At 70.4% G+C, this 18664-nt stretch carries 21 protein-coding genes and 1 riboswitch; of the genes, 11 read left to right on the forward strand and 10 right to left on the reverse strand.

The features are described 5' to 3' along the window. Nucleotides 1–19: 19 nt before the first annotated feature. From KIK06_RS23725 to KIK06_RS23735, 3 genes are all read left to right on the forward strand, one after another. Nucleotides 20–592, forward strand: coding sequence for a hypothetical protein (locus KIK06_RS23725; RefSeq protein WP_026127714.1), 573 nt, complete (start codon nt 20–22; stop codon nt 590–592). 305 nt (nt 593–897) lie between these two features. Beyond that, a riboswitch (cobalamin riboswitch) is annotated at nt 898–1090 on the forward strand. 152 nt (nt 1091–1242) lie between these two features. Next, nucleotides 1243–3792 (forward strand): ribonucleoside-diphosphate reductase subunit alpha, encoded by a 2550-nt coding sequence (locus KIK06_RS23730; RefSeq protein ID WP_268645160.1) that lies wholly within the window; start codon nt 1243–1245, stop codon nt 3790–3792. A gap of 139 nt (nt 3793–3931) precedes the next feature. Beyond that, entirely contained in the window at nt 3932–5014 is a 1083-nt protein-coding gene (locus KIK06_RS23735; RefSeq protein ID WP_017599170.1) for a ribonucleotide-diphosphate reductase subunit beta, read from the forward strand. A gap of 178 nt (nt 5015–5192) precedes the next feature. Here the strand turns inward: KIK06_RS23735 and KIK06_RS23740 are convergent, their stop codons facing one another. From KIK06_RS23740 to KIK06_RS23760, 5 genes are read right to left on the reverse strand one after another with little or no spacing between them, the layout of a single operon-like run. Further along, a complete protein-coding gene (locus tag KIK06_RS23740; protein ID WP_268645161.1) occupies nt 5193–5393 on the reverse strand; it encodes a hypothetical protein in 201 nt (66 codons plus the stop codon). Further along, nucleotides 5390–5608 carry a hypothetical protein gene (locus KIK06_RS23745; protein WP_017599172.1) on the reverse strand — a complete coding sequence of 73 codons (219 nt, stop codon included), beginning with the start codon at nt 5606–5608 and terminating at the stop codon, nt 5390–5392. The genes KIK06_RS23740 and KIK06_RS23745 overlap by 4 nt, the downstream gene beginning before the upstream one ends. Continuing rightward, nucleotides 5605–5853: a hypothetical protein gene (locus KIK06_RS23750; protein ID WP_017599173.1), complete on the reverse strand. Its 249-nt coding sequence runs from the start codon at nt 5851–5853 to the stop codon at nt 5605–5607. The genes KIK06_RS23745 and KIK06_RS23750 overlap by 4 nt, the downstream gene beginning before the upstream one ends. After that, complete coding sequence (locus tag KIK06_RS23755; protein WP_017599174.1) at nt 5850–5993, reverse strand: hypothetical protein; 144 nt, start codon at nt 5991–5993, stop codon at nt 5850–5852. Before KIK06_RS23755 ends, KIK06_RS23750 begins: the two co-directional genes overlap by 4 nt. Continuing rightward, the gene (locus KIK06_RS23760; protein WP_268645162.1) at nt 5990–6382 is read right to left on the reverse strand and encodes a hypothetical protein; all 393 of its coding nucleotides are present in this window, start codon (nt 6380–6382) and stop codon (nt 5990–5992) included. The genes KIK06_RS23755 and KIK06_RS23760 overlap by 4 nt, the downstream gene beginning before the upstream one ends. Nucleotides 6383–6600: 218 nt before the next feature. On the opposite strand from KIK06_RS23760, the gene KIK06_RS23765 reads away from it, so the two are divergent. Beyond that, the gene (locus tag KIK06_RS23765) at nt 6601–7428 is read left to right on the forward strand and encodes a helix-turn-helix domain-containing protein (protein WP_268646155.1); all 828 of its coding nucleotides are present in this window, start codon (nt 6601–6603) and stop codon (nt 7426–7428) included. A 12-nt stretch (nt 7429–7440) separates the two neighbouring features. Then, nucleotides 7441–7641 carry a DUF397 domain-containing protein gene (locus KIK06_RS23770; protein WP_017599177.1) on the forward strand — a complete coding sequence of 67 codons (201 nt, stop codon included), beginning with the start codon at nt 7441–7443 and terminating at the stop codon, nt 7639–7641. 137 nt (nt 7642–7778) lie between these two features. On the opposite strand, the gene KIK06_RS23775 is transcribed toward KIK06_RS23770, so the two are convergent. Then, nucleotides 7779–8441, reverse strand: coding sequence for a class I SAM-dependent methyltransferase (locus KIK06_RS23775; RefSeq protein ID WP_017599178.1), 663 nt, complete (start codon nt 8439–8441; stop codon nt 7779–7781). Between the two features lie 135 nt (nt 8442–8576). After that, the gene (locus KIK06_RS23780) at nt 8577–9020 is read right to left on the reverse strand and encodes a glycine-rich domain-containing protein (RefSeq protein WP_026127715.1); all 444 of its coding nucleotides are present in this window, start codon (nt 9018–9020) and stop codon (nt 8577–8579) included. Between the two features lie 182 nt (nt 9021–9202). Between KIK06_RS23780 and KIK06_RS23785 the strand changes: the two genes are divergently transcribed. Further along, nucleotides 9203–10513: a helix-turn-helix domain-containing protein gene (locus tag KIK06_RS23785; protein WP_268645163.1), complete on the forward strand. Its 1311-nt coding sequence runs from the start codon at nt 9203–9205 to the stop codon at nt 10511–10513. 3 nt (nt 10514–10516) lie between these two features. On the opposite strand, the gene KIK06_RS23790 is transcribed toward KIK06_RS23785, so the two are convergent. Both KIK06_RS23790 and KIK06_RS23795 read right to left on the reverse strand, forming a co-directional pair. Beyond that, nucleotides 10517–10732 (reverse strand): DUF732 domain-containing protein, encoded by a 216-nt coding sequence (locus tag KIK06_RS23790; protein ID WP_268645164.1) that lies wholly within the window; start codon nt 10730–10732, stop codon nt 10517–10519. After that, nucleotides 10702–11148 carry a hypothetical protein gene (locus KIK06_RS23795; RefSeq protein ID WP_268645165.1) on the reverse strand — a complete coding sequence of 149 codons (447 nt, stop codon included), beginning with the start codon at nt 11146–11148 and terminating at the stop codon, nt 10702–10704. The genes KIK06_RS23790 and KIK06_RS23795 overlap by 31 nt, the downstream gene beginning before the upstream one ends. A 412-nt stretch (nt 11149–11560) precedes the next feature. Here KIK06_RS23795 and putP point away from each other — a divergent pair, with 412 nt between their 5' ends. The 5 genes from putP to KIK06_RS23820 all read left to right on the forward strand — a co-directional run bounded on the left by putP (nt 11561) and on the right by KIK06_RS23820 (nt 17286). Next, the gene (gene putP / locus KIK06_RS23800; RefSeq protein WP_268646158.1) at nt 11561–13129 is read left to right on the forward strand and encodes a sodium/proline symporter PutP; all 1569 of its coding nucleotides are present in this window, start codon (nt 11561–11563) and stop codon (nt 13127–13129) included. 135 nt (nt 13130–13264) lie between these two features. Further along, nucleotides 13265–13849, forward strand: coding sequence for a putative glycolipid-binding domain-containing protein (locus tag KIK06_RS23805; protein WP_017602008.1), 585 nt, complete (start codon nt 13265–13267; stop codon nt 13847–13849). A gap of 82 nt (nt 13850–13931) precedes the next feature. After that, a complete protein-coding gene (nadE, locus tag KIK06_RS23810) occupies nt 13932–14771 on the forward strand; it encodes an ammonia-dependent NAD(+) synthetase (protein ID WP_268645166.1) in 840 nt (279 codons plus the stop codon). A 270-nt stretch (nt 14772–15041) separates the two neighbouring features. Beyond that, on the forward strand, nt 15042–16460 hold the full coding sequence (locus KIK06_RS23815) for an acyltransferase family protein (protein WP_268645167.1): 1419 nt from the start codon (nt 15042–15044) through the stop codon (nt 16458–16460). 10 nt (nt 16461–16470) lie between these two features. After that, nucleotides 16471–17286 carry an alpha/beta fold hydrolase gene (locus tag KIK06_RS23820; protein WP_268645168.1) on the forward strand — a complete coding sequence of 272 codons (816 nt, stop codon included), beginning with the start codon at nt 16471–16473 and terminating at the stop codon, nt 17284–17286. Between the two features lie 186 nt (nt 17287–17472). Here the strand turns inward: KIK06_RS23820 and KIK06_RS23825 are convergent, their stop codons facing one another. Continuing rightward, entirely contained in the window at nt 17473–18564 is a 1092-nt protein-coding gene (locus KIK06_RS23825) for an IS110 family transposase (RefSeq protein ID WP_268641451.1), read from the reverse strand. Nucleotides 18565–18664 lie beyond the last annotated feature (100 nt).

Genomic DNA, 18664 nt, shown 5'->3' on the forward strand with positions numbered 1-18664 from the left:
GTGGGAGTGCGAGTAGGGGATGGGGGCGATGCGGTTGACCCACGTGACGACGGCAGATCTCGACCGTATGGAGTTCCACGCCGTCCGGTCGGGTGAGCACGGCCCCGTCGCCGCCCAGTTGCAGGACCTGGCCAACCGTGTGGACGCCGGGAGCGAGATCACCCGCGCCGAACTGTTCGTCCGCGCGGGGGAGCAGTGGGAGATCGCCCAGGAGTACGAGCACGCGTGCGCGGCCTACCAACGGGCGATCGACGACGGCGGCCCGACGGTGATCGACGCGCGTGCCCTGAGCGCGGGCGCCCTGCTGCAACTGGACGAGGCAGACCGGGCCTATGCGCAGCTCAAACGCCTGGAGAACGAGTCGTTGCTGGGGCTGCCCACCCACGTGCACATCGCGGAGGTGCTCTACGCCCACGACGACCTCGGGGGCGCTGAGCGCTGGGCGACCGCCGGGATCCGCGCGCATCTGGACGCCACCGCCTCCCCGTACGTGCGGGACCTGCTGGACGAGCTCCTGAGGATTCGCTTCCGCATCCGCACCGACCTGGGACTGGGGGAGGACGACCTGGACGGCCTGCTGGACGGCGACTGACCCCCGGCGGGCCCGGTCCGGGCGCCGGTCGTCGGCCGGGTCCGGAGCGCGCCCCCGACGTGACCCGCGACGCGGTCGTGAGCTTTCTGACGCGCCTGGTGCGTCACACCCCTCGCGGGCCCCTAGGCTGTGTCCGGTCGCGGTCGCGAACACCCCCGGATCGGTGAGCGAAACCCCCACGAAGCAGATGGATCGACGCGCCCCATACCACGTCTCGGGCGTGCCCTCAGCCATGGTCGCCGCGGCCAGAAAATCGATGACACGCCATCATCTTGCGGTGTTCCAACGCCCCATCCCCTAGATGTAGTATCTCTCCCGCTGGTGGTTCACCCCCCAGGGGTGAGGCAAGAGGGAACCCGGTGTGAATCCGGGGCTGCCCCGCAGCGGTGAGCGGGATCGATCTGCGTCGCACACGAGACTCCCCCGAGTGACCCCCGGGGAGCGACGGTCAGGAGGGCGCCCGTGAGCCCGAGGACCTGCCGCCAGCGCGCACCGACCGTGCGCCGACGACGGGGCTTCGAGAGCGGGCCACCGCGACCCACCGGTCACGTGACCACGCGCACTCAGCGTGTCGGACCACCGGTGTGCCGTGGCCGTGTTTCTCGTGTCCCTCCCCGCCGGGACTCTTCTACCGAGGTTGGAGCCGCTGTATGACCCTTGACGTCGAGGCCGTGCCCGCATCCGTTCGGCCCGAGCCGACCCACGACGGCGCGCCCCCCGCCGCCGTCGACCGGATCGAGCACGTCGTAACCGAGGCCTGCGCGCGGCTCACCGGTGTTTCGGCGGACAAGGTCCTCACCGAGGCGCGCCGCGGGTTCTACCCCGGCATCTCGGACGCCGAGGTGGAGCTCGCCCTGGTCATGGCAGCCCGCAGCTTCGTGGAGGTCGATCCCGACTACTCCTACGTGGCCGCCCGCCTGCTGCTGGACAAGCTCCGCCGCGAGGCCCTCACCTTCATCGCGGGCGCCCCGCAGGCCGCCAGCCAGTCCGAGATGGCCGACCGCTACGCCGCCTACCTGGCCGCCTACGTCGGCCGCGGCATCGACCTCGGCCAGCTCGACCCGGCCCTGGCCACGTTCGACCTGGAGCGCCTGGGGGCCGCCCTGCGCCCCGAGCGGGACGAGAACTTCACCTTCCTCGGCATCCAGACCCTCTACGACCGCTACTTCCTGCACAGCGACGAGGTCCGCTACGAGCTGCCGCAGGCGTTCTTCATGCGCGTCGCCATGGGTCTGGCCCTGAACGAGGACGACCGCGACGCCCGCGCCATCGAGTTCTACGAGCTGCTGTCCTCGTTCGACTTCATGGCCTCCACGCCGACCCTGTTCAACTCGGGGACGGTGCGCGCGCAGCTGTCGTCCTGCTTCCTCACCACCGTCGGCGACGACCTCCACTCGATCTTCCACGGCATCAGCAACAACGCGATGCTGTCCAAGTACTCGGGCGGCCTCGGCAACGACTGGACGCCGGTGCGCGGCCTCGGCTCGCACATCCGCGGCACCAACGGCAAGAGCCAGGGCGTCGTCCCGTTCCTGAAGATCGCCAACGACACCGCCGTCGCGGTCAACCAGGGCGGCAAGCGCAAGGGCGCGGTCTGCGCCTACCTGGAGACCTGGCACATCGACATCGAGGAGTTCCTCGACCTCCGCAAGAACACCGGTGACGAGCGTCGCCGCACCCACGACATGAACACCGCGAACTGGGTTCCGGACCTGTTCATGAAGCGTGTGGAGGAGGGCGGCTCCTGGACGCTGTTCTCGCCGGACGAGGTCACCGACCTGCACGACAAGTACGGGACCGAGTTCGCCGAGGCATACGCCCACTACGAGGCCGAGGCCGAGGCGGGGCGGATCAAGGTCTTCAAGAAGGTCCAGGCCGTCGACCTGTGGCGCCGCATGCTCACCATGCTGTTCGAGACCGGCCACCCGTGGATCACGTTCAAGGACCCGTGCAACCTGCGCTCCCCGCAGCAGCACTCGGGTGTCGTGCACTCGTCCAACCTGTGCACCGAGATCACGCTGAACACCAGCGCCGACGAGGTCGCCGTCTGCAACCTGGGCTCGGTCAACCTGGCCCAGCACACCGGCCCCAACGGCCTGGACGCCGAGCGCCTGCGCCGCACCGTGCGCACCGCCGTGCGGATGCTCGACAACGTCATCGACGTGAACTTCTACACGATCCCCGAGGCGCGCCGCGCGAACATGCGCCACCGTCCGGTGGGTCTGGGCCTCATGGGCTTCCAGGACGCGCTGTTCAAGCTGCGCACCCCGTTCGCCTCCGAGGGCGCCGTCGACTTCGCCGACGAGAGCATGGAGCTGATCAGCTACTACGCCATCGAGGCGTCCATGGAGCTCGCGGCCGAGCGCGGTTCCTACGAGACCTTCGACGGGTCGCTGTGGAGCAAGGGCGTCCTGCCGATCGACTCGCTGCGCGCGCTCGCCGAGGCGCGGGGCGGTGACCTGGACGTCGACCGGGGCGAGACCCTGGACTGGGACTCGCTGCGTGAGCGGGTGCGCGCCACCGGGATGCGCAACTCCAACGTGATGGCGATCGCCCCGACCGCGACCATCGCCAACATCACCGGTGTGGGCCAGTCGATCGAGCCGGTCTACCGGAACCTGTTCGTCAAGTCGAACATGTCCGGCGACTTCACCGTCGTCAACCCGTACCTGGTCCGCGACCTCAAGGAGCGCGGCCTGTGGGACGACGACATGGTCTCGCAGCTGAAGATGCACGACGGCAGCCTGGGCGCCATCGACCGTGTTCCCGCCGACCTCAAGGCCCTGTACGCCACGGCCTTCGAGGTCGACCCGAACTGGCTGGTCGACGCCGGGTCGCGCCGCCAGAAGTGGATCGACCAGGCTCAGTCGCTGAACCTGTACATGGCCGCTCCCAGCGGTCGCAAGCTCGACGCCCTGTACCGTCGGGCGTGGCGCTCGGGTCTGAAGACCACGTACTACCTGCGTTCGCAGAGCGCCACCCACGTGGAGAAGAGCACGCTGAAGGGAACGGACGGGCGCCTCAACGCCGTGTCCGCGACCCCGGCCCCGGCCCCCGCGCCGAGCCCGTCTCCCTCCCCCTCGCCGAGCCCGAGCCCCGCTCCGAGCCCCGCGCCCACCGCCGCCGGTGAGGACGAGTTCGAGATCGTGGACGGCCAGGCCTGCTCCATCGAGGACCCCGAGTGCGAGGCCTGCCAGTAGCGGGCCCCACCCCGTCGGGGAGCCACGAACCGAGGGGCCGTCCGCGCGCGTCGTGGGCGGCCCCGGTTCGGGCCCCGGCCCCAGACATCACGCAACACCAACGTCCGGCCCGGCCGGAGACACGGAAAGCGACCGCAGCATGACCACAGCAGCCGACAACAGTGCCAGCGCGACCAGCGGTCTCGGGGAGATCGAGCGTGACGCCGAGCGCGTCAACGTCGACGACAAGGCGATGATCAACGCCCGCGCCGACGTCAACCAGCTGCTCCCGCTCAAGTACACGTGGGCGTGGGAGAAGTACCTGGCGGGTTGCAACAACCACTGGATGCCGACCGAGGTCGCGATGCAGGCCGACATCGCGCTGTGGAAGTCCAAGGACGGGCTGACCGAGGACGAGCGCCTGATGCTCAAGCGCAACCTCGGCTTCTTCGCCACCGCCGAGTCGCTGGTGGCCAACAACATCGTCCTGGCCGTGTACCGCCAGCTGACCAACCCGGAGTGCCGCCAGTACCTGCTGCGCCAGGCCTTCGAGGAGGCCGTGCACACGCACACCTTCCAGTACATCTGCGAGAGCCTGGGCCTGGACGAGGGCGAGCTCTTCAACATGTACCGGGAGATCCCGTCGATCACGGCCAAGGACGCGTGGGCGCTCAAGTACACGCAGAACCTGGAGGACCCCGACTTCAGGACCGGTACGCCGGAGGCCGACCAGGCGTTCCTGCGGGACCTGGTCGCGTTCTACGTGATCTTCGAGGGCATGTGGTTCTACACGGGCTTCGCGCAGATCCTGTCGCTGGGCCGCCGCAACAAGATGGTCGGCATCGCCGAGCAGTACCAGTACATCCTGCGCGACGAGTCGATCCACCTGAACTTCGGCATCGACGTGATCAACCAGATCAAGATCGAGAACCCGCACCTGTGGACCGAGGAGTTCCAGGCCGAGGTCCGCACGATGCTCGCGGAGGCCTGTGAGCTGGAGGTCGCCTACGGCCGCGAGACCATGCCGCGCGGCGTGCTGGGCCTCAACGCGGAGCTGTGCGAGAAGTACATGCACTTCATCACCGACCGCCGTGCCGAGCAGATCGGTCTGGCGCCCATCTTCGGCGAGACGGAGAACCCGTTCCCGTGGATGTCGGAGATGATGGACCTGCAGAAGGAGAAGAACTTCTTCGAGACTCGCGTGATCGAGTACCAGACCGGCGGCGGCCTGGACTGGGACTGATCCGCACCGACCCGGCCCTCCCTCCCCGTCGGCGGAGGGGGCGGAGGGCCGATGCGAGAGGAGGCCCGGTAGGCGCGACCGGGCCTTCCCCGCCCGACGGGCGGACGCGGGGGTGCCCCCGTCTCTTCGGAGGCGGGGGCACCCTTTCTCGTGTCCGGGTGTGCTGCCGTGGTCCGCGTCAGAGCGGGGGGTTCGCGGCGGCTCGGAGTACGGCCTGGACGCGGCCGATCGGATCGGTGGCCGCGCGGGGCGCGCACACCAGCGCGAGGCCGACCGCGTCCACCGCCGTACCGGGCGTCGGGGGTGCCTCCTCGTGCCGTCTGGGAGGCCCGGGGTCGGGGCCCTCGAAGTTGTCACCCCACGGGTGGTCGTCGATCACGCGCCCTCCCGCTGGCGTCGGGTGAGCAGTGCCCACATGGTGTGGTGGTCACCGGCCACGAGGCGTTCGTGCGGGTTCCCGGGCCCCTTCCAACCGATCGGCCGATGGGCGACGATCACGCTTCCACCGTTTTCGGTGTTCTCGGTGGTGAGGATCCACCGTCCGGCGATCAGGTCGTCCAGGGCTCGCAGCAGGGCCTGGTCGGTGGCGGTCACCGCTCCACCTCCGGGGTGAGCCGCTCCAGTGGGGAGTGCCAGACGAGCGTGTGGGTGTGCGGGCCGGGGCGCGTGGAGCGGGCTACGCGGACCACCGGCCCCACGATGGCGGCGTAGACGGCGCGGCTCTCCAGATCCGGCCCCAGGTAGCGGACGTCGGCTCCGCGCTCGGCGGCCCACCGCTTCAGTTTCGGCACGTCGGGCAGTTCGCGCAGGTCGCAGACGCGGGTGATCCTGTTCGTCACCGGGTCCTCACCACCCACCTGGCGAGGGCGGTCACGGCGGTCTCGGCCACCGACAGCAGGGTGATCTCAGGCTGCCGTGGCTTCTGGGCGTAGGGGCGTACGCGGGTGAGGCGGCGCGGGCGGCGGCGAGGGGGAGTCATGCGCTCACCCCTGTCAGGGCCCGCCAGGTGCGGACTGCGGTGGCCAACTCCTCCAGATCGACGGGCGGGGCTTCGGAAGGCGGCTCAGGGCGCACGGGGTCGGGGGCGAGGAGGTCGTACTCCTCCGGCACGGCGGGCTGTCCGACGCGGCGGCGCTCGACGGCCAGGAGGTAGGGGCGCGCGAGGTGGGGGTCGTCCATGGGGACCGGGGCCACCGGGAGTGGGGTCGACGCCGGGTCGACGGGTTCCACCTGGAGAGCCGGGGGCCTGGGGTGGGGGATCGGGCGGCCGCCGTCGGGCGCGGCGGGCTGGACGTTCTTCGAGCGGTGGGCGTGGCGTCCACGGGGTGGCTCGAACAGCGCTCGCCACAAGGTTCGCAGGTATCGCATGCGCGACTCTCCTCAGTGACTGCGGTTGGTCAGACCGCTCTTGTTCTGGTGGCTCCATCATGACCTCGATCCACAAAACTTTCAATACAAAGATTAGGATTGCTCTAATCAGATGATCCAAAGTTTCGCGAAACGGGTGATCTACCATCAGCACAGGACGACGAGATACCAGTACGACCAGGGGAGCGCGCGCTGTGCCGGACCGATACAGCCCGACGGTGAGGCGGCGTCGTCTCTCTGCCGAATTGAGAAGGCTGCGGGAGGAGTCCGGCCTCACCGCCAAGCAGGTGGGAGACCGCCTGGGTTGGTCGGGCGGCCGACTCACCAACATGGAGCAGAACAAGTGGAAGCGGCCCGACCCGGTGATCATCCGAGCACTGGCGGGCCTCTACAGCGCCACTCCTGAGGTGACCGAGGGGCTGGTCCTACTGGCGAAGCAGTCCAGGGAGAAGGGCTGGTGGAGTCGGTACAACGACGTGTTCACCGATTCCTACGTGGGGTTCGAGGCCGAAGCATCCGCCGTCAGTACATATCAGTCCATGGTCGTTCACGGGCTTCTCCAGACCCCGGAGTACGCTGCGGCGTCGACGAGGATCGGGAAGTCCAGGTCGCCGAAGACCATCGAACGAGTCGTTCAGGCCAGACTGGAGAGGCAGGAGATCCTTGACCAGGACGATCCGCCCAAACTGTGGTGTGTCCTGGATGAGAGCGTGCTCCTGCGGCCCGCAGGCGACAAGCAGGTGATGCGGAACCAGATCGAGAAGCTCATCAGGCTGATCGAGACGGCCGACCACATCAAGATCCAGGTACTGCCGTTGACTATCGGGTTGCATCCGGGGATCGCCGGATCGTTCACGATCCTGGACTTCGCCAACCCCCTCGACCAGTCCATCGCCTACATCGAGACCCGCACGGACGGCCTCTACCTGGAGGAAGGTGAGGAAGTACAGGTGCACAGGGACGCCTGGGACGAGATCCGGGTGATGGCACTGCACCCGGATGCGAGCGCGGACCTTATGGTCCAGACGCTCAAGAAGTACGAGTAGTAGGAAACCAACGTGTACCAGACAGACCAGAACGAGCTGACCTTCCGTAAGTCGTCCTACAGTGCGACACAGAACGACTGCGTCGAGGTCGCCCACCTGTCGCGCGGTGCTGCCGTCAGGGATACGAAGTCCCGCGAACTGGGGCACCTCGCGTTCGCCGACGCGCACGAGTGGCACGCCTTCCTGGCAAGCGCCAGGCACGCCGACGTGTAGGACCGACGTTCAGCACAACGAGAGGCCCCGGTGACCAAACCGGGGCCTCTTCGTATACCAGAACGCCCCAACTCTACCGACCACCGCTGACTCGGACCAGCGCCCGAACGATCCTGAACGGATCGAACCACTGTCACCTAACGTGACGCGGTCCCGATCAGCGTGCCCACGTGGTCCGGCTCCGGAGCGGGCTCGACCCACACCCGCACGTCCGTGAACCCGTGTCCGGCCAGGATGTCCTCCCACACGTGCGGTTCGTAGGCCCACCGGTACACCCACACCTGCCGCCCGAGGAACCCCTGACCGTACATGCCCTGCACGCCGTAGGAACCGGGGACTGCGGGGGCGTGGGAGAACACCAAACGCCCACCTTTCTCCAGTCGCTCGCGCACCAGCGGGAGCAGTGCCTCCGGGTCGGTGAACCAGAGCCCTCCCCAGATCGAGTAGACGGCTTCCCAACGGCGTTCGGTGTGGGTGAGCGTCTCGACGACGTCGCCCTGGTGGAACTCGGCCGCGGACAGGTGGCCCCACTGGCTCCGAGCCTGCTCGACCTGGACCGGGGACAGGTCCACTCCGGCGGCCTGGATGCCCTTGGTGGCGAGAGAGGCGACGGCGTTGCCGCGGCCGAACCCGAGCTCCAACGTCGTGGCGGGATCGCCGAGCAGTTCCTCGCCGGGACCGTGGTCGTCGTACTGTGTCCACCCGAACGCGGACTTGAGCGCGTCCTCCGGGGTCTGGGGCTTCATCCCAGCCCCGTACCGGTCCCAGTATCCGACGAGGTCAGTGGTGGTCGTGGCCATGTGAGGGTCCTCTGTGACAGGAGGTCAGGACCCGTCTCACGGTAGTCATGTCACGTCCGGTGCGGCAGGGGAACGGCACAAGAGGCCGGAGCCTCCAAGGCTCCGGCCTCTGTCCGGTTCCGGCCGCTCAGGGCATCAGTGGCAGTCGCTCCCCGGTGCGCAGGGGCTGCACTTGGCGGCGTCCCGGTCCCACAGCGGCCAGTCCACGGCGAACCCGTTGGCTTCGATGACGCGTGCGGTGCGCTCCACGGTTCCGTCGTACTTGAACGCGATCTCTGGGACGTGCTCCAGGAACCGGCCGTCGAAGTGGCGGGCGCAGAACTCGCGGTAGTTCACGGTGTCGAGGATGAACCCGTGCACGGCGATGTCCACGAGCGGACCACACCCGATCTCCAGGCTCTGGCCCCACGTCTCCATCGAGGTGATCAGGTAGGCGACCGCCTGTCCGAAGCACCGGTTCGCCATCACGCTGTCCCAGGGGTAGTCCCGGGTGAGCAGGGCGATCTGCCGGTCCCACACTTCGGGCTCGACGAACTGTCGGGGGTCACGGGTCATGGTCGGGGCCGTCGTTGCCGTCATGCCGTTCTCCTTCCCAACCCCGGGTGGCGTCCCGGGGGCTGTCTCCAGGAGACGCCCACACACGTGAGCGCATCAATGCCGCCATGGGTGAGCGAACATTGCCTCGCGCGGCAATGGCCCGGACACCTCACTCCGGGTTACCGTGCGGTCCCTGACCCTCGTTCCGACCCTCGGGAGCCGGATTGGTCACCATCAGCCGCCAGACCCGCGCCCAACTCGCCCGCGACGCCTCCCGCATACGCGCCGACCTCCAACGCCGTGGCGCGTCCGTGGCGGCCATCGCCGCCGAGATCACCCGGCACCTGCCGATCTCGCCCCTGGAGGCGTGGCGTCTCGCCTACGGGTGGTCGCGTCCCCACGTCGTCGAGGCCGTCGGGGAGTTGTACCGCTCCGACGGGTTGGCCGTGCCCGGCCTGACCGCCGCCATGCTCTGCCGGTGGGAGCACGGCACCGTGCGCCCCAGCGCGGAGTACGCGCACGCCCTGGCCAGGATCTACGGTGTTCCCCTGACGCACCTGGGCATCCCTCTGCCCGGCGGCCCCTCGGGTTGGTACGGTCACCTCACACCGCACCCGCGACAGGAGGGCCCCATGCAGCCCGACGCCCACCCCGACCTCACCGCGGTCGCCGACAGCATCGCCCTGAACGGCCCCGGAACCGGGGCGGTCGACCTCGCCGAGCGGGCGGTGGAGTTCTACGCCGCCCGTTACAGCGACTACCCGCCGCGGGTGCTCGCCGCGGAGGTCGCGCGGTGCCGCTCCCTGCTCATCGACGGCAGCGCCACCTCCACCGACACGCGCCGCGTCGTCGGCTGGCTGTCCGGGCTGCTGGGCAGCCTCGCCCACCACACGGGTGACGTGCCCGCCTCGCTCATCCACTTCGGGACCGCGGCCAGGGTGGGCGAGGACCTGGGCGAACGCCGACTGGCCGGGTGGGCGCTCGGCGCCCAGTCGATGGTGACCATGTCCCAGGACCGCCACACCGAGGCCCTGGAGCTGGCGGACCAGGCCGCGGAGTTCGCCGACGACGAGCTCCGCCGCGCCCAGATCACCGCCTGGTGCCGACTGCGTCCGCTGGCCGCTCTCGGCGACCGGGCCCGGCTCGACGACGCCATCACCGAGGCTCGACGGCACATGGACGCCGCCGACCGTGAGGAGCCGGGCCGGTTCGGCTTCGACCGCGCCGAGTTCCACCAGCACCTCGCCGAGTCCCTCGTCGGCCACGACCCCAGCGAGGCCGCACGGCAGGCCGAGACGTCCATCCGGTTGAAACGGGTGGGCTCGCCGGGGTGGGCGGCGGCCACGGCGATCCTCGCGCGCACCCACGCGGCCAGACGGAACCCCCAGGACGCGACCGCCGTGGGCATGACCGTCCTGGAGACCGTCCCGCCCGGGGCGCTGCGCGCGAACACGCGCTCCCGGTTGTTCCGCCTCGTGGAGGACCTGGACGGACACCCCGCTGTGGGGGAGTTGGCCGACGCGCTCAGGGCCTGACGGCTACTCGCACGGGTACGCCCGTGCGCGCCCGACGAGCCCGGTCGCCGCATCAGCGATCGGGCCGTCCTCGCCCTGGAGGGACCGCACGACCTCGGTCGGCGCCATCCCGGCGGCGATGTCGTCGCACACGGCCTGCCCCGACGTCAGGTTGTCCTCGTCGCCGAACCCCCGAAGCGCTGGACCGATCAGTACCCTCCCGTGTAGTACCGGGCGCACGCGCCGTCCAGGTACATCTCCAGTTCCTTGCCGACGATGCCCTCGTCCCGGGCGGTGTACTCGGCGACCAGGCGCATCTGGTGGACCAGGCCGGAGTCCATCGGCAGTCGGAACCGACCCGGGGGCGGCGCTCCCGGGCCGATCTGGTCGAGGACGACCTGAGCCATTCTCTTCGGCTTCACCTTGTCCATCTCCGACGGATAGGAGCGCTTGAGCGCGGCCAGGTGGTTCTTGATCTCCTTCTCGTCCTCATGTCCGGTGAACGGGCGTTCCATGACGTTCCGGAAGAACGCGGACAGCACTCCCAGTAGGGCGTACCCGGCGATCGCGGAGTCCTGCGGGAAGTCCGTCGCCTGTCTGCCGTGGACGAACACTTCCCGCAGCACCCGGTGCGCCGCCTCGATCTCTGGTGTCATCGGCTCTCCGTCCTGAGATTCCACCGTGGAGGCGCATACTGTCACCGCTTTCCGGAGAGCGGCAGGGGTGGGATGCGCGATGGCCGGACACGGCCACCGGTCGGGAACGAAGGCCACCGCTCGATATTTCGCGGTGTCGGGTGATGACGCGTACACACTCGGGCGCAATCAAAGATCCCATCACGGGCTGTCATGTATGTCCGACCGGACAAACGCAACCGCCCCGGCGTGGTGGGGGGAACAATCATGCCTGGTCAAAGACTCGGCCAGGTATCAAAGAGGTGATGTTCCACCAACGGGCGTTGTGACTCGGCGAACACGGGGTCATGATCACCCACATACTTCATAAGTAGCGCGTAAGGGTCACGGCCGCGCGCGTTTGGGAAAGGAGGGGACGATCTTGAACGGTTCCATGCTCGGTTCGGTGGCGACCTTCGCGGTGTACCTCGTCGTGATGGTGGGCATCGGCCTCTGGGTGTACCGGCGTACCGTCTCTCAGTCCGACTTCGTGCTCGGTGGTCGGCAGCTCAACAGCTGGGTCGCGGGCCTCAGCGCCAACGCCAGCGACTTCAGCGGATGGCTGCTGCTCGGCCTGCCCGGCGCCATCTACGTCTCCGGTCTGGGCGAGGCCTGGATCGCGGTCGGCCTGGCCTGTGGTTTCGCGGGAAGCTGGATCCTGCTCGCGCCCCGCCTGCGCGTGTACACAGAACGCGTCACCGACGCCCGGACCGGCGGTGAGTCCGACTCGCTGACCCTGTCCTCCTTCCTGGAGAATCGGTTCAACGACCCGACCCGCCTGCTGCGCGGTGTGTCGGCGGTGCTGATCGTCGTCTTCTACTTCTTCTACGTCGCCTCCGGCCTGGTCGCCATGTCGGCCCTGTTCGACCAGGTCTTCGGCCTCAACCCCGCCCCCGCCATCGCCATCGGCGTCGGCATCGTCGTCCTCTACACCGTGCTGGGCGGCTTCCTCGCGGTCTCCTACACCGACGTCGTGCAGGCCGTCATGATGTGGCTCGCCCTGCTCATCGTGCCGATCATGGCGATCGTCGCCCTCGGCGGCTTCGGCGGTCTCACCTCCGGTGTGGCCGAGCAGAGCGACGGCCTGCTGTCGGTCGTCGGCGGCACCTCGCTGAACCCGGAGACGCTCGCCTGGGAGAGCACCGACACCCTCGGCTGGGTCGTCATCGTCTCCGGTCTGGCCTGGGGCCTGGGCTACTTCGGCCAGCCGCACATCCTCGCCCGCTTCATGGGCATCCGCTCGGTCAAGGACATCCGCCACGCCGGGATCGTCAGCGTCTCCTGGGCCGTGACCGCCATGGCGCTGGCCCTCGTGGTCGGTTTCGTCGGCATCGCCTACTTCGAGACCCCGCTGGAGAACCCCGAGCAGGTCTTCCCGCAGCTCATCGCTGCTCTGACCCACCCGCTGGTCGCGGGCGTCCTGCTCGCGGCGATCCTCGCCGCGGTCATGAGCACCGCCGACTCCCAGCTGCTGGTCGCGGCCTCCGCGCTCACCGAGGACGTCTACCGGGGCTTCGTCTCGCGTGACGCCGACCCGCGCGTCCTGCTGTGGATCAGCCGCGGCACCGTCGTCGCCGTGGCGCTCGCCGCCGCGGGCATCGCCCTCTGGGGCAACGCCTCGGTCATGGAGCTGGTCGGCTACGCCTGGGCGGGCTTCGGCGCGGGCTTCGGTCCGGTGCTGCTGCTCGCGGTGTTCTGGAAGCGCATGACCTGGGCGGGCGCGCTCGGCGGCATGGTCGTCGGCGGCGCCACCGCGATCGTCTGGGACATCGTCGACAGCAACTACCTGGGCATCGGGCTGTACGCGATGGTCCCGGCGGTCATCCTCGCCTTCGCGGCGATCTTCCTCTGCAACGGCCTCGGCCGGGTCACCGGCGCGATGGCGCAGGACTTCGAGCGGATGGAGACCGAGGTCAAGGGTGCCGCTGTCAGTGGCGACGGCCCCGTGGGCAAGGTCGGCTGACCGGCGTGCGACCGGCCCGGAACCCCCGGGGCGGCCGCACCCCCCGAGTCACCCGTGATCCGGGCCCGTACCGCGCGTCGGTACGGGCCCGGACCCGTCTGGCGTGGTGACCGCGCGGAACGGTAGAACGGTGACATGTCGTCACTGACGGAACACCCCGCCGCGTGGACCCGGACCGACGTCCCCGAGGGGCTCGGCCTCGGCACCCTCCTGCCCGAGCCCGACGGGTACCGGCTGGAGGCCGGGGAGGTCGTCGTGGAGGGCGACGAGCGGTTCCTCACCCGGTTCACGGTCCGCGCCGACCTGGCCTGGACGACGCGGGAGGTCCGCGTCGAGGTCGTCACCGCCCGGGGAGCGGAGTCGGTCACGCTCACCGTGCGCGGAGGCACCTGGACCGACGGCGAGGGCAGACCCAGACCCGACCTCGTGGGGTGCCTGGACGCGGACGTCGCCGCGACCCCCCTCACCAACACCCTCCCGATCCGGCGCCTGGGGCTGAACCCCGGCGAGTACCGTGACATCGCGGTGGCCTGGATCGACGTCCCCTCCCTGCGGATCCGGCGCGTCCGCCAGCGATACACCCGCCACCCCTCCGAGGGCGGCCTGGAGCGCTACACCTACCGCGACCCCCAGCGCGGCGAGTACCGGCTGTCCGTGGACTCCGAGGGGCTGGTCGTCGACTACGAGCGGTTCGCCCGGCGGGTCGGCTCCCAGACATGAGGTCCCGCACCCCGGAGTGCGCGCACCGCGCCGGACCGGCGATAATCGGCGGGCACACCCACCACACCCACAGGGGACCGCAGTGACCGAAACCGAGCTGAGCCAGGCCCGCCGCGAGATCATCCGCGACCTCGACGTTCCCGCGCGCTTCGACGTCCACGCCGAGATCGAGCGGCGCGTCTCCTTCCTCGCCGAACGCCTGACCACCACCGGGGCCGCGGCACTCGTGCTCGGCATCAGCGGCGGCGTCGACTCGCTCACCACCGGCCGCCTCTGCCGCCTCGCCGTGGACCGCGTCCGCGCTTTTGGGCACACCGCCGAGTACGTGGCCATGCGCCTTCCCTACAAGGTGCAAAAGGACGAGGAGGACGCCACCCGCTCCGTCGGGTTCACCGCCCCCGACCGCTGCCTCACCGTGGACGTCGGCCCGGCCAGCGACGCCATGGCGGACTCCCTCACGGCCTCCGGGATGTCCTACGCGAGCGTGTCCTCCGAGGACTTCGTGGTCGGCAACGTCAAGGCCCGTCAGCGGATGATCGCCCAGTACGCGGTGGCGGGCGGTCTCGGCGGACTCGTCGTCGGCACCGACCACGCGGCCGAGGCGGTGACCGGCTTCTTCACCAAGTACGGCGACGGCGGGGTCGACCTGGTCCCCCTGACCGGTCTGACCAAGCGTCGCGTGCGCGCCGTGGCCGCCGCGCTCGGGGCCCCCGACGACCTGGTGAACAAGGTGCCCACGGCGGACCTGGAGACCCTTTCCCCGGGCAAGCCCGACGAGGAGGCACTCGGCCTCACCTACGAGCAGATCGACGACTTCCTGGAAGGGCTGCCGGTCGCCGAGCACGTCGAGACGGCCCTCGTCGACCGCTACCGGGCCACCGGTCACAAGCGCGCGCTGCCCACCCCGCCCCCCTCGGCCTGAGTCACCTTCCCCGCGCCGGCGGTGGTGTCAGCACCACCGCCGGCGGGCGGGTGGACCGCCCCGTGGAGAGTGGGACCAGAGCCATCGCGGCGCACCCCGCCGCGAACCTAGGGTCGTATTCGACGACGCACTGGCGGGGACGGCCCCTTCCGTCCCTCCCGAGGCCCGTCGGACCACGTGTCGTCGCCCCCTGAGCCCGGTCGGCGCGACACCTCCTCCACCGCGCGGCGTCCGCACGCTCCCGTGGTGGACACGACCCGGGAGCGACCGATGACCACGACCCTCCGACCACGCGCCAGGGGCGGGACGCCGGTCCTGCCGGCGCCCCCGTCCGGTTCGCCCGCCCTCCCCGTGCCCGGGCGCCGTCCCGGACCCGGGCACGCCTCCCCTTCCCGACCCGGCCGCGACCGTTTCCTCGACGTCCTCCGCCTGCTGGTCATGGTGCTGGTCGTCCTCCAGCACTGGTGGTTCCCCGTCCTCGGCGACGGACCCCGGGGCCTGTCCACCGACAGCGTGCTCTCCGTGCCGGGCGCGTCCGCCATGACGTGGGTCTCCCAGGTCATGCCGCTGATCTTCTTCGTCGGCGGCGCGGCCAACCTCATCAGCCGGCGCTCGGCCTCGTCCGGCGGCGTCGCGCCCACGACCTGGGTGGCGCGGCGGCTGCGCAGGCTCGCCTGGCCGGTCGTCCCGCTCGCGGCGGTGTGGCTCGCCGCCACCCACCTGCTGGCCCTGGGCGGCGTGCCGGAACAGCCGGTGGCGGTCGCCGCGGGGGCCGCGGGGATCGTGCTGTGGTTCCTGGCCGTGTACGTCCTGGTGGTCGTGGCGACCCCGGTGCTCCTCCCGCTTCAGGACCGGTTCGGCTGGCGGGTGGCGGCGGGGCTGTTCGCCGGTGCCGCCGCGGTCGACCTGACCCGCTTCGCGACCGGGGTGGACGGCTTCGGTTACGCGAACGTGGTCTTCGTGTGGCTGGGCGTGCACCAGCTCGGCCTCCTGTACGGGGCGGGGGCCCTGCGTCCGCGCCGGGCCGGAGCGCTGGCGGCGGGCGGCGCGGTCGCGGTGACCGCCCTGATGCTGACCGGTCAGTACTCGCCGAACATGACGGGCGTGTTCGCCATGGAGGCCTCCAACGCCGGTCCGCCGACCCTGGTCCTGGCCGCGCTCGGCGCGGTACAGGTCGGGGCGGCGGTCCTGCTCCGCCGGTGGATCACCGCCTGGGCCGACCGCCCCGGCCCCGCGCGCGTCCTGGACGGGGTCTGCCCGAAGCTGATGACCGTGTACCTGTGGCACATGCTCCCGGTCAGCCTCGTCGCCGGAGTCCAGGTCTACGTCTTCGGTGTCGACACCCCCGAGCCCCTGACGGCCGCGTGGCTCGGGTGGGGTCTGGCGGGGACCGCGGCGCTACTGCCGCTGACCGCCGCGCTGGCCTGCCTCACGGCGCGGTTCGAGACACCCCCGGCACCGTTGCGCGGAGCTCCGGGGACGCTCCGCGCACTGGCGGCGGCCGCGCTGGTCGGAGGAGGCCTGGGCGTGCTGGTGGCGGCCGGACTCGGTACGGGGTGGACGCCCGTGCTCGGCATGGGGGCCGTGGTGGCCGGTCTGCTGTTCACCCGGGGCGCACACGGTGTCCGAGCGGTCGACTTCCCACGTCCCTGGCACGTCGTGTGGCCCGGAACGGTTCGGGCACGGTAGACCGATACACGTGGATCCCACACGTATCGCGTTCGAACGGCGCGGCACCGGGCGCCCGCTGGTCCTGCTGCACGGCCTGGGCGACCGGCGTCAGTGCTGGCGCGCCGTGACGGCCGGACTCGTCGGGGAGTACGAGGTGGTCTGCGTCGACCTCCCCGGTTTCGGGGCCTCCCCGGCGCCGGAGCCCGGTGATCCCTACGACGTCGGGACGCTCACCGACGCGCTCCAGGGGTTCTGCGAGCTGCACGGCTTGGACCGGCCCCACCTCGCGGGCAACTCGCTCGGTGGGTCGGTCGCCCTGGAACTGGGGGTGCGCGGGGTCGCCGGTTCGGTGACCGTGTTCTCTCCCGTCGGTTTCTCCGCCGGGTTCTCGCGGTCCGGGATCCACGCGTTCGGTGCCCTCACCCGCCTGGTCGCCCGTGTCCCGGGGCCCCTCAAGGAGCGGATCGCCGACAGCGCCCCGGCCCGGGCGCTCGCCCGCGCCGTCCTGCGCGGGAACCCGTCCACGCCCGAGGCCAGGTCGGTCCGGTTCGGGGTCGGCGCACTGGAGCCGGGGTCGCCCTTCGTCCGGATGATGCCGAGCGTCGCCGAGTACGCGTTCACGCCCCGCTCCCTCGACTGCCCCGTCACCATCGCCTGGGGCGACCGGGACCGGACGCTGTCGCCGTCCGGCGCCGTGTGCGCACGCCGACGCGTGCCCCACGCGCGCATGGTGTCGCTGATCGGCAGCGGGCACATCCCCATGGCCGACGATCCGCGCACGGTCGCCGACCACATCCGGTGGACCTGCCGGACCGCCGACCGGGACCGGGTGCTCCCGGGCTGACCCGGGGCCGGGCCCTGGGGCGGTCGCCCGAGGGGGCTACCGTCCGGGCGCTGGCAGGGTTCTGCACGACGAGGCGAGCCGCGTAGCGAGGAACGAGCGATAGGCGTGGCCGAGGATGAGGAATCCCTGCCTTCGGGGCGCTCGACGAGAGCGAGTACCGCGCCGCAGGCGATGCTCCTATGGGTGTCAAACGGCTTGGGTGAGGTCTTTGCGTGGGGTGCCGCAGACGGTGCTGGTGGTGCGGATCGACCGCATCAGGACGGGATAGACCTCGCGGGCCACATAGCGTTTGAGGCAGCGCATGATCTCCTTCGTGGACAGCCCATCGCGGGTGCGGCGTTCGACGTAGGCGCGGGTGCGCCCGTCGCAGCTCATCCGGGTCAGCACGATGGTGTGCAGCGCGTGGTTGGCGGCCCGGTCACCGCCCCGGTTGAGCCGGTGCCGGTCCCGCCTGCCGGAGGAGGCCGGGATCGGTGCGGCCCCGCACAGGTGGGCGAAGGCCGCCTCCGAACGCAGCCGGTCGGGGTTGTCCCCGGCGGTGGCCAGTAGCTGCCCGGCCACCTCGGGGCCCACCCCCTTGAGGTTCAGCAGGCCAGGAGCGGTCTGGGTAGTCAGGGGCTTGAGGTGGGTGTCGAGCTCGGTGATCTCCTCGTCCAGGGCACCGATTCGCTTGGCCAGGCGGCGCAGCGCGGCCTTGGTCGCCTGGGTCGGGTCGGCCAGGTCCGGCCCGGGCCGCAGCCGGGCGCACGCCTGGACCAGGGCCTTGGGTGAGAGCCCGCGCAGCGTCGAGCGGAGCTGTTCGGGAGCGGTGACCAGCAACTGGTGGAGCTGGTTGAGGGCCTGGGTGCGGGCTTTGACCGCTGAGCGGCGTGCCACGCGCAGGGCGCGGATGGACTCCACAGCGCCGTCGCGGGTCTTGGGGGTGCCGCTGGCCCGGCCGGAGGCCACTGCTTGGGCGGCGGCGTAGGCGTCGATGGGGTCGGACTTGCCCTTGGACCGGCGTGTCTTGCGGTCGGGGCGGTCGACCTCCACGACCCTCAGGCCGGTGCGGGTCAGGGTGCGGGCGAGTTCAGCGCCGTAGGAACCGGTGCCCTCCACGCCGATGGCGGCCAGGGGGCCGAAGGAGTCCAGCCAGGTGAGCAGTTGTTGGTAGCCGGTGCCGGTGGCGTCGAACTCCTTGTCGGCCAGGTGGCGGCCCAGGTGGTCGATGACGGCGGCGTGGTGGGTGTCGTGGTGGGTGTCCACGCCCGCTGTGACTTTCAGGGCTTGATCGGTCATGCTGGTTACCGCTGTCCTGTCGTTGGTTCCGGTGGGGTGGCACGCGTCGGCCGGGCGGGCGGACAAGACTGTGGTGGGGCTTGTTGGGCCAAGCTCCTAT

Source organism: Nocardiopsis sp. EMB25 (genome assembly GCF_026797795.1).
GTDB classification, from domain to species: Bacteria; Actinomycetota; Actinomycetes; order Streptosporangiales; family Streptosporangiaceae; genus Nocardiopsis; species Nocardiopsis lucentensis.

Bases quoted from the DNA above. Each gene is read 5' to 3' on its own strand.
- KIK06_RS23725 (WP_026127714.1), top strand. From the start codon at position 20: ATGGGGGCGATGCGGTTGACCCACGTGACGACGGCAGATCTCGACCGT.
- KIK06_RS23730 (WP_268645160.1), top strand. From the start codon at position 1,243: ATGACCCTTGACGTCGAGGCCGTGCCCGCATCCGTTCGGCCCGAGCCG.
- KIK06_RS23735 (WP_017599170.1), top strand. From the start codon at position 3,932: ATGACCACAGCAGCCGACAACAGTGCCAGCGCGACCAGCGGTCTCGGG.
- KIK06_RS23755 (WP_017599174.1), bottom strand. From the start codon at position 5,993: ATGACTCCCCCTCGCCGCCGCCCGCGCCGCCTCACCCGCGTACGCCCC.
- KIK06_RS23760 (WP_268645162.1), bottom strand. From the start codon at position 6,382: ATGCGATACCTGCGAACCTTGTGGCGAGCGCTGTTCGAGCCACCCCGT.
- KIK06_RS23775 (WP_017599178.1), bottom strand. From the start codon at position 8,441: ATGGCCACGACCACCACTGACCTCGTCGGATACTGGGACCGGTACGGG.
- KIK06_RS23780 (WP_026127715.1), bottom strand. From the start codon at position 9,020: ATGACGGCAACGACGGCCCCGACCATGACCCGTGACCCCCGACAGTTC.
- KIK06_RS23795 (WP_268645165.1), bottom strand. From the start codon at position 11,148: ATGACACCAGAGATCGAGGCGGCGCACCGGGTGCTGCGGGAAGTGTTC.
- putP (WP_268646158.1), top strand. From the start codon at position 11,561: ATGCTCGGTTCGGTGGCGACCTTCGCGGTGTACCTCGTCGTGATGGTG.
- KIK06_RS23805 (WP_017602008.1), top strand. From the start codon at position 13,265: ATGTCGTCACTGACGGAACACCCCGCCGCGTGGACCCGGACCGACGTC.
- KIK06_RS23815 (WP_268645167.1), top strand. From the start codon at position 15,042: ATGACCACGACCCTCCGACCACGCGCCAGGGGCGGGACGCCGGTCCTG.
- KIK06_RS23825 (WP_268641451.1), bottom strand. From the start codon at position 18,564: ATGACCGATCAAGCCCTGAAAGTCACAGCGGGCGTGGACACCCACCAC.